Origin of the sequence: Candidatus Nitrotoga sp. M5 (assembly GCF_927904885.1) — a bacterium.
Taxonomy (GTDB): domain Bacteria; phylum Pseudomonadota; class Gammaproteobacteria; order Burkholderiales; family Gallionellaceae; genus Nitrotoga.
Window position 1 is genome coordinate 1 of record NZ_CAKMNW010000068.1, and the last position, 14379, is coordinate 14379.

Annotated in this window: 13 protein-coding genes and 1 riboswitch; of the genes, 11 read left to right on the forward strand and 2 right to left on the reverse strand. The window is 47.0% G+C overall.

All coding sequences use genetic code 11. From position 1 onward, the window contains the following. Nucleotides 1-418 precede the first annotated feature (418 nt). Nucleotides 419-760 carry a hypothetical protein gene (locus tag MJ770_RS12995; protein WP_239255109.1) on the forward strand — a complete coding sequence of 114 codons (342 nt, stop codon included), beginning with the start codon at nucleotides 419-421 and terminating at the stop codon, nucleotides 758-760. 12 nt (nucleotides 761-772) lie between these two features. After that, on the forward strand, nucleotides 773-1177 hold the full coding sequence (locus MJ770_RS13000; RefSeq protein WP_239255111.1) for a hypothetical protein: 405 nt from the start codon (nucleotides 773-775) through the stop codon (nucleotides 1175-1177). A 241-nt stretch (nucleotides 1178-1418) separates the two neighbouring features. Here the strand turns inward: MJ770_RS13000 and MJ770_RS13005 are convergent, their stop codons facing one another. After that, on the reverse strand, nucleotides 1419-3491 hold the full coding sequence (locus MJ770_RS13005; protein WP_239255113.1) for a TonB-dependent receptor: 2073 nt from the start codon (nucleotides 3489-3491) through the stop codon (nucleotides 1419-1421). 335 nt (nucleotides 3492-3826) lie between these two features. Next, nucleotides 3827-4011, reverse strand: a riboswitch (cobalamin riboswitch). 251 nt (nucleotides 4012-4262) lie between these two features. Between MJ770_RS13005 and hemL the strand changes: the two genes are divergently transcribed. The 8 genes from hemL (at nucleotide 4263) to ubiA (ending at nucleotide 12552) form a co-directional block, all read left to right on the forward strand. After that, nucleotides 4263-5543: a glutamate-1-semialdehyde 2,1-aminomutase gene (gene hemL / locus MJ770_RS13010; protein WP_239255115.1), complete on the forward strand. Its 1281-nt coding sequence runs from the start codon at nucleotides 4263-4265 to the stop codon at nucleotides 5541-5543. 1 nt (nucleotide 5544) lies between these two features. Continuing rightward, the gene (gene yihA / locus MJ770_RS13015; RefSeq protein ID WP_239255120.1) at nucleotides 5545-6141 is read left to right on the forward strand and encodes a ribosome biogenesis GTP-binding protein YihA/YsxC; all 597 of its coding nucleotides are present in this window, start codon (nucleotides 5545-5547) and stop codon (nucleotides 6139-6141) included. 181 nt (nucleotides 6142-6322) lie between these two features. Continuing rightward, nucleotides 6323-7327 (forward strand): porphobilinogen synthase, encoded by a 1005-nt coding sequence (gene hemB, locus MJ770_RS13020; RefSeq protein WP_239255121.1) that lies wholly within the window; start codon nucleotides 6323-6325, stop codon nucleotides 7325-7327. A 727-nt stretch (nucleotides 7328-8054) separates the two neighbouring features. Beyond that, nucleotides 8055-8312: a DUF2024 family protein gene (locus MJ770_RS13025; protein WP_239255122.1), complete on the forward strand. Its 258-nt coding sequence runs from the start codon at nucleotides 8055-8057 to the stop codon at nucleotides 8310-8312. A 267-nt stretch (nucleotides 8313-8579) separates the two neighbouring features. Beyond that, nucleotides 8580-8966 (forward strand): RidA family protein, encoded by a 387-nt coding sequence (locus tag MJ770_RS13030; RefSeq protein WP_239255124.1) that lies wholly within the window; start codon nucleotides 8580-8582, stop codon nucleotides 8964-8966. Further along, nucleotides 8941-11034 (forward strand): ATP-dependent DNA helicase RecG, encoded by a 2094-nt coding sequence (gene recG, locus MJ770_RS13035; protein WP_445083162.1) that lies wholly within the window; start codon nucleotides 8941-8943, stop codon nucleotides 11032-11034. The genes MJ770_RS13030 and recG overlap by 26 nt, the downstream gene beginning before the upstream one ends. Continuing rightward, complete coding sequence (locus MJ770_RS13040) at nucleotides 11027-11677, forward strand: chorismate--pyruvate lyase family protein (RefSeq protein WP_239255126.1); 651 nt, start codon at nucleotides 11027-11029, stop codon at nucleotides 11675-11677. Before recG ends, MJ770_RS13040 begins: the two co-directional genes overlap by 8 nt. Then, a complete protein-coding gene (gene ubiA, locus MJ770_RS13045) occupies nucleotides 11674-12552 on the forward strand; it encodes a 4-hydroxybenzoate octaprenyltransferase (RefSeq protein ID WP_239255127.1) in 879 nt (292 codons plus the stop codon). Before MJ770_RS13040 ends, ubiA begins: the two co-directional genes overlap by 4 nt. Nucleotides 12553-12588: 36 nt before the next feature. Here ubiA and corA read toward each other — a convergent pair whose 3' ends face one another. After that, nucleotides 12589-13548: a magnesium/cobalt transporter CorA gene (gene corA, locus MJ770_RS13050; RefSeq protein WP_239255128.1), complete on the reverse strand. Its 960-nt coding sequence runs from the start codon at nucleotides 13546-13548 to the stop codon at nucleotides 12589-12591. Nucleotides 13549-13840: 292 nt separating this feature from the next. On the opposite strand from corA, the gene MJ770_RS13055 reads away from it, so the two are divergent. Beyond that, nucleotides 13841-14230, forward strand: coding sequence for an MAPEG family protein (locus MJ770_RS13055; protein WP_239255129.1), 390 nt, complete (start codon nucleotides 13841-13843; stop codon nucleotides 14228-14230). Nucleotides 14231-14379 lie beyond the last annotated feature (149 nt).

Here is a 14379-nt window from a genome sequence, read left to right on the forward strand (position 1 = left end):
TTATTTAAAATTATAAATTTTGACTAGCCAGTATGACTAGCAGAATATTAAACAAACTAGTAATCAATTTTTTAAGCGATATAATTTTTACCTCAAGCCTCTAGTTTCAACCGGTAAATATGAAATCGACATCTGTTAAGTTGCTAAAAATATTTCACCTGCGCTTGTCTTACTTAAGCGTTTAAGTGATATTGGTATCAACAAAACTGATCGACCTAATCGACTAATAAAATTTTTACCCGAAGCTGAATCCGCCAAATAAAGCAAAAATAAACGTGATTTCCTGCTCAAGAACAAAGTCGCAAATGTTCTTTCAGCTTGTCAATTGAACATGCTATATTGACAACGGAACTTAAAGAAAAAATATTACTCACAATAATCAAATCTCATTCATATTTTATATTTCAAGGAGACAGCTATGCGCACACTTCATCTACTAGCAATATCATTGTTTTTAGGATGTTACGTTCCAGTTGCACTTGCCGCTGACGCTTCCGTAACTATTTCATCACCTGCAGATGGGGCCAAAATAAGTAGTAAAACGAAATTAAAAGTTTCCTATGAAGTAACGCAAGGGCAGCGCGGCGATCATGTACATTTATATGTAGATGAAAAGGAAATTGCAGTATTACGGAAATTAAAAGGCGACCACGCAGTAGAGCCATTAGACCCGGGTAAACACGCTATATGCATCAAAATTGTTAATAAGGGGCATACTCCTATCGGAGTACAAGCATGCACCAACGTTAATGTAGTATAACGAAAAACCGCCGTGGAAAACCTGAACTACGCCGTAGTGCAGGTAGTGCATAATTTCGGCGCCGTTGCTGTTGTGGGCGGCGCTGTATGTGCACTATATTCAGGTGCAACTGCTGCTCTACGTCACAAACTCGCATGGCTAGTTGGATTCGGGTGGGCAGCTCAAATAATTAGCGGCATAGGTTTTGCAGCTGTCAGCTACTATTACTATGACCAATTTCCAGATATACATGACATTGCTATGGCAGCATTGCTCATCAAAATGTTATGTGCAGCATTTGGAGTGAGTCTTGTCATTATTTACTTACGCTATTCCGCCACTTTGGCCATCGAACGTCGACATCTCATATGGCTACTGCTCGCAGCGCTAGGCATAACAGCACTAACCGCAGCTGCCTTTTTACGCTGGTTTTCTTAAACCCTCCTTCACCTAAACCGATAAAATCTTCCCATTATGTTTTTTCAGAAATGCTCTGTAAATATTTATTCGCCAAACTCGAACCAACAATAATTGCACCTGCAAAGATTACTTCGTCTTCCTCCTGATTGATAAGAGTAAGCGCATGAGCGACCAATCACTCCAATTTCTTTATGAGTATGCATTACCGCTGTGACGGAACTGGAAACGAATAGATTCCTCATCCTGAATGTGATGAGATTTAGTGTTGGTAGCTCACATTAATAAATAGTGTTCGTCCCGGTAATGGATAGGCGTTGTATTTTCCCGGTGTAAATTGGCTGCTTACCGCGTAATTAAAATATTTCCGGTCAAACAAATTGTTTACTGACGTGCTTAATTGCCAAGGGCCTGTTTTATGTACAAGCTTCATATCCGCAACCGTGTATGAAGGAATCTTTATTCCTAAAGTATTCGCCTCGTCATTGTCCATGAATTGTGAATCAACATAGGTGACAGATGAATTCAATAGCGTTTGTTCGGTAATTGCCCATGCTGCACCCAGATTAAACTTGTGGCTAGGAACTAACGGTACCTTCTTACCTGCGATATTAACGTTAGTTTGCGTGAATGGCCCACCTTGCAAAACCCCGCTTAAAAATTTTGCGTCGATATAAGTATAGGCCGCGTTTAACGCAAGCTGGGGTAGAGCCTGCCATTTTCCATCTAATTCTAAACCCCTGCGTCGCGATGGTGGCAAATTAGTGTTGCCAATACCCGTAGTAAAAGGATCAAGGTGGATTTCATTATGAACCTTATTATTGAACAATGCTGCCCGCCAGCTTCCATTCTGGACACGCTGCTCAATACTTACTTCCACATTATCTGACGTCTGGGGACGCAGAAACTGAAATTGATTAGTAAAGGATGGCGATGATTCGTAAATTTCATCTATGTTTGCGAAGCGGAAACCACGCCCAACCTTACCATTTAGTGCCACTTCACCATTAAGTTGATGACGTAGGCCAAGATCGTAGGCAACTTTTGATGCCTTAAAAGAACCAAGCGGTGCAGCAGAGCCAAATGCCGCGCCAGAAGCGGCCGCATTATAAACATCATTTGATTTTATAGAGATCCGTTCATTACGTACACCGGCCAACAGGGTTGTTGCCTTCGATAGATGCGTTGTGTTTTGTAAATACCAAGCACTATTTTGCTGGGTCATTGATACTTGGTTAATAGGCTGTCCAATATTCGCCGCAGCGTTTGACGTATCCAAGCCATAATTCCAACGTCGCAAATCGATACCTGCTACTAACGTGCTATCACCACCCAATGAATGCGCTAGCTTGATACGAGGTGTCAACGAATTCACATTCAAATCGCTATCGCGATAATTTGGAAAGCCGTTAAAATCAAAATTGGATTTTTGATTCTTGGTGCGGCGTGCTACGCCCACATTTATATCTGCACCAGAAAATCGCTGCTGCCATTCAAGCGCAACTTGATTGCCATCGCGACTAGCATAATCCAACGGCGTAGCAGTGCCACGTGGGTCAGTCGCCGCCAGGTTAATGCCGGCACTTGGTTGTACAAGACGCGCGCCGGGCAAGCGCATGTCCTGCCGATCGATCCCAACTTTCAAGGCCAACTCACCTGCGCCCAACTGCCACTGTGTATTAACCTGCACATTGGTTTGTTCGTTGCGGTTATTCGCACGGTATCCATCAGAAACTAGATTGCTAGCTGTAAAGCCAATTCCTGCTATACCCGAAAAATAATTAGCATTTGCCTGCACCTCAGCCATGCCATAACTACCTGTCTTCAAACTAACCTGCCCCGTCTTGCCTGCTTTCGTAGGTGATTTAGTGATGATATTGATTACTCCATTAGTTGCGCCATCACCGTACAAGACAGCACCACTGCCACGCATAATTTCAATGCGTTCAATCGAATCGAATGGGATAGCCGACCACTGAACCCCTGAACTATCTGCGTTAGTAATGCGCCGCCCATCCAGCAGAATTAGCGTGTTTTGCCCGGCGGCCGCACCAAATCCGCGTAAATCAACCGTGGCTAATGCAGCATTATTACCAAATAGATCTCGCGTTGATACACCAGCTTGCTGTGAAAGTAACTCCGGTATCGTGCGGGCGCTGCTTTTATTGATAGTTTCACTTGTAATAATGGATACATTAAGGGGCTTGTCAGAGTATGTGTCCTTAAATCGTGTTCCAGTGACAATGATAGTTTCTAGCGTGGGGTCTTCTAATATTGCGTAAGCTGATGAAGTGCCCGCACACAAAATGGCAGCGGCAATTTTTTGATATTTCATTAAGATTTTCCTGAGCGAATTCCAAGGTTTTCCGTTGGAATGTACAAACACAGGAAATGCATAAGCAAAAGGAAGGAAGAGGTGGTTAACCGATACGGCTTGCCATCCCGCCGTCCATGCGCCACCCGCAGCATTTCCCGACCAAAGAACCTCTGATGAGGCTCCTGTGCACAAGGCCGGTATCCGGGCTTGCAGGACTAGACGCATCGCCTTCCCATGATTGCTCACAGTGGCTTAACTCAAGCATTCCATAACTTACGCGCTTACATTTGTCGCTTGCTAGTTTATGTCTACTATAAATTTAACTAACCAGGAAGAAACCGCTGCTTCCCTATTAAATTTATTTATTAAACGAATACTGCGCGAGCATCACGTGAATTTTTGAAACATCCAGATTATTGACACGTCCACACCTGCTTACCGTTGCGGGGGCAGCACAGGCCTTAGGAGTTAACTCCTCACCTGTTTCTCGTTTAACCAGACGCATTCTTGCGTCCGGCACCTTAAGCGGCGCGAAGTATATCAGACGCGAACGTTTGAATGACTATTGGCTAAAATATGTCTTGAATTCGCGCAATGTCCGCACGCAGCGATCATTGCATTTTTTCTCATGAGATAAATTTCAACTTTTCTGAATGCATGTAATTTGCCAGAAGCTATATGCAATAGAATGAACCGAAACAAACATTGAAGCCTCATCTTATAAAGCACATCCTAAGAACAATGGTAAAATCATCGTTTTATGCAAGATTTAAACTAGGACTTTGTACCATGAGCTCACGCAACGAATATTTGTTTGAACAATCACAACATGTCATTCCCGGTGGGGTCAACTCGCCAGTACGCGCATTTAAGTCAGTGGGAGGCACACCGCTGTTTTTTAAGCGCGGACAAGGTGCTTATGTGTGGGATGCCGACGACAAGTGTTACATTGATTATGTCGGTTCGTGGGGACCAATGATTGTTGGCCACTGTCATCCCGCCGTGGTCACGGCTGTGCGAGAGGCCGCTTCGCAAGGTTTGGGTTTCGGTGCGCCCACTGCAAACGAACTGGAAATGGCCGAGCTGTTGTGCCAACTACTTCCCAGCATAGAAATGGTGCGACTGGTGAGCTCCGGTACCGAAGCTACCATGACAGCAATACGTTTAGCACGCGGCTTTACTGAGCGTAGCCGGATTATTAAATTTGAGGGCTGTTATCACGGCCATTCTGATGGCCTGCTGGTCAAAGCAGGTTCCGGCGCATTGACATTTGGCCAGCCGAGTTCCTCCGGTGTGCCAGCGGAAATCGCGGCACTGACCACGGTACTTGACTATAACGATGTGACCGGGCTGGAGCGTACCTTTGCCGCAATCGGTAACGAGATTGCCGCAGTTATTGTTGAGCCAGTCGCCGGCAACATGAATTTGGTTATCCCCAAGCTCGAATTTCTGGAGGCATTGCGTGCGCTGTGCACTAAGCATGGTGCAGTACTTATTCTGGACGAGGTGATGAGTGGCTTCCGCATCAGCCTGCAAGGCGCACAAGGCCATTACGGCATCAAGCCGGATCTGGTCACGCTGGGCAAGGTCATGGGTGGCGGCCTACCTGCCGCGGCTTTCGGGGGAAGACGTGACATAATGCAATGCTTGGCACCACTCGGTGCAGTGTATCAAGCTGGCACCCTGTCCGGCAATCCAGTGGCAGTAGCGGCAGGGCTGGCTACACTTGAATTAGTACAGCAGCCGGATTTCTACAAGCACTTAAGCGCGCTGGCGCGTCAACTAACCGAGGGCTTGGAGCAGGCAGCCAAACAGCATGGCGTCGACTTCTCCGCTCAATCCATCGGCGGCATGTTCGGTTTATATTTCCGCACCACCCCGCCGACCACCTTTGCCGAAGTGATGACCTGCGACAAGGAGGCTTTTAATCGTTTTTTCCATGCCATGCTGGATGAAGGTATATACATGGCACCATCCGCATTCGAGGCAGGTTTCGTGTCGTCAGCACATACAGACGCAGACATTGCGCAGACCATCGCGATCGCTAACAAAATTTTCGCAGCCTGGTAGCATGGGATTATTTTCGCGCGCTACATTTTTTACTACAGTTAATCATTTGCGCGATTTACCGGTGCATGGTGGAAGAGAAGTTGCTTTCGCCGGACGTTCTAACGCAGGCAAATCAAGTGCCATCAATACTCTGGCCAATCACGTTCGCTTGGCTTACACCAGTAAAACGCCGGGGCGGACCCAACATCTAAACTATTTTGATTTGGGTGAAAATTGCTTTCTGGTGGACTTGCCAGGTTATGGATATGCCAAAGTACCACTGGATATAAGAGCACACTGGGAAGGGCTGCTGAGCAGGTATCTACAGACACGTGAAGCATTATGCGGGCTGGTTATTATAATGGATACGCGACACCCGCTCACCCAGCTGGACGAACAAATGCTGGATTGGTTCGCACCCACTGGCAAGCCAGTGCACGTACTACTTACCAAATCAGATAAACTCAGCCGTCAGCAGGCGAATATGACGCTGAGTCGTGTTAAATTGCACCTTGCGGAACATTTTCCGTTTTGTTCGGTGCAGTTATTTTCCAGTCTGAAAAAAGTAGGTATGGATGAGGCCGAGGCGGTGATTGCTGGCTGGCTTTCTGCCGAGTAGGAGACAAAAAAATCCCCCGGCAAATAAGGAAGACCGGGGGGTGAAAATGCCTCGACGTTTTTGAGTCAAGACAGCCCGCTCAGGGAGGAGAAGCGGGAGATGACATCTAACCATCTACTACGTCAGATTAGATAATGATGAAAGAGTTCCAATACAGGTAAAAATTTTAGGATTTTAAGTTATGCACACACTCGGACAGTATCCACATAAACGGATGAGGCGCATGCGCCACGATAAGTTTTCCCGCGCCTTAATGCGTGAAAACGTGCTAACCGCTGCAGATTTCATTTACCCGGTATTCGTACTGGAAGGCTCAAATCGCGAGGAAGCTGTGGCATCCATGCCTGGAGTTAAACGCCAGACACTGGACAAGTTGCTAGCACAAGCTGAAGAGTGCGTCAAGCTGGGTATACCCATGCTTGCCCTGTTCCCTGTAATAGATACTTTACTCAAATCGGAAGATGCGCGCGAGGCGCTCAATCCGGACGGATTGGTGCCGCGCGCAGTAGCCATGCTCAAAAAACACTTCCCCGAACTTGGCTTGATGACTGATATTGCCCTTGACCCCTATACCAGTCACGGACAGGATGGACTGATCGATACCCACGGCTATGTTATGAACGACGAAACGGTCACCGTACTGGCACAGCAGGCACAAGCCCACGCACAAGCCGGAGCTGACGTAGTAGCGCCTTCCGACATGATGGATGGGCGAATTGCTGCCGTCAGGACTGCCCTTGACCAGCAAGGATTTAAGCACACCCGCATCATGGCCTATTCAGCTAAATATGCTTCCAGTTTCTATGGCCCATTCCGCGATGCAGTCGGCTCCAGCGCCAATCTGGGCACAGGCGATAAGCACACTTATCAAATGGATCCAGCCAATTCCGACGAAGCGTTGTGGGAAGTCGGTCTGGATTTGGAGGAAGGTGCCGACATGGTAATGGTCAAACCAGGCATGCCTTACCTGGACATTGTTCGGCGTATCAAAGATGAATTTAAGGCACCCACATTCGTGTACCAGGTAAGTGGCGAATACGCCATGCTTAAAGCGGCCTCGCAAAACGGCTGGCTGAACGAACAAGCTTGCGTACTGGAATCCTTACTGTCATTCAAGCGTGCTGGCGCGGACGGCATCCTGACTTACTTTGCCTTAGATGCGGCACGGTGGTTGAAACAGGGGTAGTTGCGCCGCTTGACGCCCTTGGATTTATATCGATTGAACTGAGAACCTGGATTCCAACCTTCGCAAGTAAAAATAAATTGCATTATTTTGATGATCGACTCTATAGGTCGCATCTAAAAGTTCAAGTTTCTAGACGAGCACGGGTAAAAATTTTAGCATTACATACTATTGATATATAAATGATATTTATTCAAGTGACGCTGTATAGTGACGAAAATGGGGTAAGCAAGCCGCAAAATGGTTGCTCACAAAATTGCAATTTTTAGAGGCTCTTTGAAGTTAGCCTAAAAGGCAATAACCCATGAGACTTGCGACAATTTTATTACTCGTTTGCAGCAGCCTGTTCTTTTCGGCTTGTAAAACGACCCCTGAGGATCAGGCTCTTTGGGATGCATATGAGCATGAGCAGAATACTCAGGTTGTAGATCCTCGGCCAATTATTTACGACCCATGATTCCCTGAGTATTCTGCCAGTCACGTACATTTGACCAATTCAGTCTGAGAGAATATTGCACTTTGCGTGCGAATTGAAACACGGGTTTAATGCGTAAGTAGATGCCAGATAAGCCAGATCAGTGATTTTAGCTTCAACAGGCGTTTATCAAGAAGCGCCGCCTGGAAACACTGTACGAGTAACTCCAATCAAGAGTCCATGAACATACGCACTATATAACTCGATCCAAAAACTGGAAAAATCTAAAGGTAAAAGCAAAGCAGAGGAACGAATATGGACATACACGTCTATGATACTTATGTAAAAGCTAAAGATGGCCACACTATGCATTTTGATGTATTCACTGCGGTGAAGAACGATCTGCAAGCGATCGAATTCGCTAAAAAGTGGCTGATTTCAATCGGTGAAGGCGAAGCCCTTATCACGAGCAATGAATGTAAATTCTGCCACATTCAAAGTGCATCCAACAACGTTATTGAAGCAATCAACCAAGATGGGTACTTTATCTACAAGATGGAAGGTTGTAAGTAATAGAGTTTTAGCGCTCAAAAAAAGTTTGGCAAACCGTTCGTAACAAATGAGCTCAAAATTTTCTAGCACAGACCCATTGATTTTTGATTTAATGCGGCTACGCTATCATCTTCAGCAAGAAATTATTTCATTCAGGCCGAGGAAAACTCACGAGAATACAATATCCAGATACAAGCTTTTGTTGTTGAAGGCTTTTGGAGTATATCGTTCCCACCACATATCTTATTGCCCGACTAAACTGTGTCTGGCAACATACAGGAGTCCGTCATGTCTTTTAAAAAAGTGATTCAAACCTCGGATGCACCTGCCGCTATTGGAGTTTATTCGCAAGCTGTCTGCGTAAACAAAACCGTGTATCTTTCGGGCCAGATTGGGCTGGACCCGAACACCATGCAAATGGAAGAAAGCATAGAAGCACAGATTCATCGCGTATTCCAGAACTTGCGCGCGGTCGCTGATGCTGCCGACAGCAGCTTGAACGATGTGGTTAAGCTCAATGTTTATGTCACTGATATGAACAATTTCACCAAAGTGAATGAAATCATGACATCCTATTTCCATCAACCCTACCCGGCGCGAGCGGTGGTTGGAGTGGCTGCATTGCCGCGAGGCGCGCTGGTGGAGATGGATGGCATATTGTGCTTGCAGGACTAGGTATCCATCTTCTGTGCTATCCTCGTTTTGCAGTAACTCAAACGTGCTCCCCGATAGCATTCCTGTAGCCACAGTAACCAAGCTCGCAAAACTTGGCATTCTCAACCGCTTTGATCTGGTGCTGCATCTACCGCTACGCTATGAGGACGAAACACAGGTGACGCAGATTGACGCGCTTGCACATGGTGTCAACACCCAAGTGGAAGGCGAGATCATCCACAATGAGGTCATGTTTCGTCCACGCCGCAGCCTCATATGCCAATTGCAGGACAGTAGTGGCGTACTACATTTACGGTTTTTACATTTTTACCCAAGCCAGCAAAAACAACTCGAAGTGGGGAAGAAAATCCGCGCCTTAGGTGAAGCGCGCATGGGCTATTTCGGCATGGAGATGGTGCATCCAAAGTGTCGCGTCGCGGGTGAAAGCACTCCATTAAAGCAAGCGCTGACACCTGTGTACCCAACTACTGCAGGCCTGCCACAAGCTACGTTGAGCAAGCACATTCAGGCCGCCTTAAATGAGCTCGAATTGCCTGATACTCTGCCAGCAAATTTGCTCACACGCTTAAAACTTTCAAGCTTCGCCGATAGCGTAAGACTGTTGCACAATCCTTCGCCCGACATTAATGAGGAGGCACTGCTTAAACGCACCCATCACGCTTGGTTACGCATCAAATTTGATGAATTGCTGGCGCAGCAACTTTCTATGCGAATACATCACCGCAAGCGGCGTAGCCGCAATGCGCCGTGCCTGCACGCACTCGGCCATTACTCCCAGCGACTGTTGCAGGCATTAGCCTTTAGTCTCACGACCTCTCAACAAAAAACCTTGCGGGAAATCAGCCTTGATCTTGAGCAAGCGCATCCGATGCAGCGTTTGCTGCAAGGCGATGTGGGCAGTGGTAAAACCATTGTTGCCTTACTGGCCGCTTTGCAGGCGATAGAAAATGGCTATCAGGTGGCTTTAATGTCGCCCACCGAAATACTTGCCGAGCAGCACTATCACAAATTACGTGATTGGCTAGAACCGCTTGGTATCAGTCCTGTATGGCTTTCTGGCAGCCTGAAGAAAAAAGATAAACAAGCCGCTATTGAACGTATTATGCAAGGCGAAACACAGTTGGCAATCGGCACGCATGCACTTTTTCAGGATCAAATTACATTCCACAAGCTGGGCTTGGTGATCGTGGACGAGCAGCATAAGTTTGGCGTGCAGCAACGTTTGGCGCTGCGCGGCAAGGGTGACGAGCCGCATCAGTTGATGATGAGTGCCACACCCATCCCCCGTACCTTGGCGATGAGTTATTACGCCGATCTTGACGTATCTGTTATAGACGAATTGCCGCCAGGACGCACGCCTGTTATCACCAAGCTTGTTAGCGACAATAGGCGGGAAGAGGTGCTTGCACGCGTTCGCCAAGCTTGCCTTGCGGGCCAACAGGCGTATTGGGTATGCCCGCTGATTGATGAATCAGATACGCTGGAATTACAGACTGCACTGGAAACACATCAGAAGCTGGCACAAGCACTGCCTGATCTGCGAGTAGGTCTCGTGCATGGAAAACTAAATAGCGCCGATAAAAATAACGCTATGGCCGCATTCAAATCGGGAGAAACTCATCTCTTGGTGGCAACCACAGTGGTCGAAGTCGGCGTGGATGTACCCAATGCCGCCATGATGGTGATTGAGCACGCCGAACGCATGGGGCTGGCTCAGCTACACCAGCTGCGCGGACGCGTCGGGCGCGGTGCTGCGCAGAGTTTATGCATTTTATTGTTTCAACAACCGCTTTCGGAATTAGCGCGCGCGCGCCTGAAAATTATTTACGAAAATACGGATGGCTTTGAAATCGCTCAGCAGGATTTGAACCTGCGCGGCCCGGGTGAACTGTTGGGCGCTCGCCAAAGCGGCGTCCCCATGCTGCGTTTTGCTGATGTCACCGAAGATGCTGAATTGCTCAATTGTGCGCAAGCTACTGCTGACGAAATGCTGAGCGATTTTCAGCAGGAAGCACGCGCACACTTGCAGCGATGGATGGCAAATAGACAAGATTATCTGCATGTCTAATATTTATTCGGCACGAGCGCGTACTATTATCCGCAAGCTGGAGAAAGTTGATAGCTTGCTGCTCTCTTCGCTTCGTGGGCAGAACGAAACGAAGAAAACGAAGCCGATTTTGGGAATAGAATCCTGGCACACATTCCTGCCTGATATCGAAGCGGGCTATGCGCCTTGGCTGCGTACCGATGGATCGCTTACATTGCGTATTCAGCAACGTTGCGATAATTTCAGAGTGTGTAACGTGCATAACCATCTGGCAACTGCCGTGTATGATGAAACGGCGCTACTTGGCTTGCCAGCCCAGCAAAAAATTTATACGCGTGAGGTGTTCTTGCATGCCGATGGCAAACCTGTGGTATACGCGCATAGCGTGGTTGCGGCGCAGCATTTGTGCGGTGCATGGCACGCACTGCGAAATTTGGGCAATCGCCCATTAGGCGCACTTTTGTTTGCCCATCCGTTGGTACAACGCTCAGCACTGCATTTTCGCGCACTTAAACCAAATCATCCGCTCTATCAACGTGCTGCCGTTACTCTTGCCACACCACCACAAAAGCTGTGGGCACGGCGTTCGCTGTTCATCTTACGCAACGCACCGCTGCTAGTGACTGAAATTTTTTTACCGGATATTCTGGCGCTGAAAAAATGAACTTTAACGAACGAATAAATCTGTATATCAAGCTAACAAGGCTCAACCGCCCCATTGGCACCTTGCTGTTACTGTGGCCAACATTATGGGGGGCGTGGATTGCAGGCAACGGTCAGCCGGCATGGAATATCGTCGTTATTTTTGTGCTCGGCACAGTATTGATGCGCTCTGCAGGCTGCGCTATCAATGACTTTGCCGACCGTGACTTCGATAAGCAGGTAAAGCGTACCCAAGATCGTCCTCTCACCAGTGGCAAACTCGCGCCAAAAGAGGCGCTGTGGCTGGCGGCGGGGCTGTCGCTCCTCGCCTTCCTGCTGATTTTACCGCTCAATGGGTTGACGCTACTGTTGTCTATTCCCGCTCTGTTTTTTGCCGCCAGTTACCCTTATACCAAACGTTTCTTTGCCATTCCTCAGGCTTACCTCGGCATCGCATTCGGTTTTGGTATACCGATGACATTCGCGGCACAACTCGGCAGCGTTCCCGCTATAGCATGGTGGTTATTAATCGCCAATGTATTTTGGGCGATTGCTTACGACACCGAATACGCGATGGTGGATCGAGATGATGACATACACATAGGCATCCACTCCTCCGCGCTATTCTTTGGTAAATACGATATAGCTGCAGTGATGGTCTGTTATACCGTTACGCTGTCCATACTCACTGCAGTCGGCAGTATGCTCGGGCTAGGCATGGTCTACTACATCGGCTTATTGTGCGCGGTGGGCATCGCTATCTACCACTATACTTTGATTCGAGATCGTCAGCGCGAAGCTTGCTTTCAGGCTTTCTTGCACAACAGCTGGTTTGGTGCTGCGGTGTTCATAGGAATTGCAATGGATTATCTAGTACGCCTGCAGAGTGCTTCATAGCAATCTTAAATTCAAGATAGCTGGCCGGGTATCGCACTATTTCAACCAACCCTTTTGATAGAATATCCAGAATGGCACCACCACCGACAACGCCATTAACAAAAGCGCAAAGGGATAACCCAGGCTCCAGTTAAGTTCTGGCATGTACACGAAGTTCATACCATAGATGGAAGCGATAAGTACCGGCGGCAATAGCGCCACCGATGACACTGAAAACAAACGCACAACCTTGTTTTGGTTGGCATTAAGGATACTTATGATCGCAACCATCAGAAAGTTTATCTTGTCAAACAAAAAGCTGGTGTGCCCGTCTAGTGAGTTGATGTCCTGTATGATTTGACGCACATCGTCCATTTGCATAGGCGTAAGCAATTTACTACGCATCAGGAATGATATTGCTCTGCGAGTATCCATTACGTTGCGGCGGATATTCCCATTAAGGTGCTCAGCCTGAGCGATATTGATCAGTACGGAGGCAGCATGCTTATCACTGAGCTTGGCATTGAGTACATTGCTGCTCACTTGCCCCAGATCGGCATACACTCTTTCCAGTACGTCTGCGGAAAGCTCCACATCCATAGAATACAAATCAATCAGCACGTCCTTGCAGTCCTCTACATAGTCCGGCTGTCCGTGATTTGTCAATGGTCTTTGGTAAAAGACCGGCAAATCTTCTTCATGCACACTGAAAAGAATGTTGCCGGACAGAACGAAAGCCACAGTGACACTGCGAGAACTACTCTCTTTCCCGAGCAGGAAATCCGAGCGTAAATGCAGCTCATTGTTACCTTCATAGAACCTTGCGCTAGCCTCAATATCTCGAAGATGCTCGGGCTTTGGTAAATTCAAGTCATAAGCTTGTTTTATCCATTTACGGTCCTCGTCAGTGGGCGCAACAACGTCAATCCATATCGGATGATTGAGGCGGAGATCATCTTGAGCATCCAGATGTATTTTACTCAGCCGGCCATTGCTAAGTGTATAAGCATTTATCATGGTAAATTTCCTGTAATACGTATGCTGCAAGACTAGCAGAATTTATAGAAAAATTTAAAAATTGGCATACGCTCAAGAAATCTGGATGTATGACTACAATCTTTACCGACTCTCAAAAAAATCGATTGACAGCCCCGCAACCCAGTTGGGCTTCATTTTATTCAGTCCGTCCTACCAAACTGTATAAGCTATGTACTATGAATAGGTATACTTAATAAAGGTGTAAATTAATTTTTAATTGTAAAAATATGCTCGTTTTTTAATTTTCAAAAATACTAATTGAGGAGATTTTATGACAATTGCCAAATGGTGCGTATTGATTGCGTGTTTCCTTCCCTCTGTGACAGCACTGCTACCCAAAATTAGTTCGCCGCGCCAATCATTAAAAGACGGTCAATACGACAATAACAACCCTCGAGAGTGGCAATCCAAATTGATTGGCTGGCAAAAACGTGCAATTGCCGCGCATTCAAACGGGTATGAAGCCCTGCCTTTATTTATAGCAGCAGTAATTTTTGCTCAAATGTCTCAAAGTGATCAGAGTCGCATCGACCTACTGGCCATGATTTTTGTTGCGTTGCGTGTGATGTATATAGCTGCGTACCTGATGAATTTCGGCGGCCTACGTTCGCTGATCTGGGCTGCGGCTATGGCTGTGAATGTCGGTCTTTTTTTCATGTAACGATACAGATCATTTGTATTTCTATAACTGTAAAAGGCAACTGGTTTTATGCTGGGGGGTGCTCAAAGACGCTTGGTCAGCAGGCACATATTAGTTGTAGTAATCGCGACATCATCTGACAGTTACCCGATTTGATCGAAGTGACTGTC

What these genes read in the sequence shown, in the direction of transcription:
- ubiA (WP_239255127.1), top strand. Translation starts at nt 11,674, where the DNA reads ATGAACTTTAACGAACGAATAAATCTGTATATCAAGCTAACAAGGCTC.
- corA (WP_239255128.1), bottom strand. Translation starts at nt 13,548, where the DNA reads ATGATAAATGCTTATACACTTAGCAATGGCCGGCTGAGTAAAATACAT.
- MJ770_RS13055 (WP_239255129.1), top strand. Translation starts at nt 13,841, where the DNA reads ATGACAATTGCCAAATGGTGCGTATTGATTGCGTGTTTCCTTCCCTCT.
- MJ770_RS13040 (WP_239255126.1), top strand. Translation starts at nt 11,027, where the DNA reads ATGTCTAATATTTATTCGGCACGAGCGCGTACTATTATCCGCAAGCTG.
- yihA (WP_239255120.1), top strand. Translation starts at nt 5,545, where the DNA reads ATGGGATTATTTTCGCGCGCTACATTTTTTACTACAGTTAATCATTTG.
- MJ770_RS13030 (WP_239255124.1), top strand. Translation starts at nt 8,580, where the DNA reads ATGTCTTTTAAAAAAGTGATTCAAACCTCGGATGCACCTGCCGCTATT.
- recG (WP_445083162.1), top strand. Translation starts at nt 8,941, where the DNA reads ATGGCATATTGTGCTTGCAGGACTAGGTATCCATCTTCTGTGCTATCC.
- MJ770_RS13025 (WP_239255122.1), top strand. Translation starts at nt 8,055, where the DNA reads ATGGACATACACGTCTATGATACTTATGTAAAAGCTAAAGATGGCCAC.
- MJ770_RS13005 (WP_239255113.1), bottom strand. Translation starts at nt 3,491, where the DNA reads ATGAAATATCAAAAAATTGCCGCTGCCATTTTGTGTGCGGGCACTTCA.
- MJ770_RS12995 (WP_239255109.1), top strand. Translation starts at nt 419, where the DNA reads ATGCGCACACTTCATCTACTAGCAATATCATTGTTTTTAGGATGTTAC.
- hemB (WP_239255121.1), top strand. Translation starts at nt 6,323, where the DNA reads ATGCACACACTCGGACAGTATCCACATAAACGGATGAGGCGCATGCGC.
- hemL (WP_239255115.1), top strand. Translation starts at nt 4,263, where the DNA reads ATGAGCTCACGCAACGAATATTTGTTTGAACAATCACAACATGTCATT.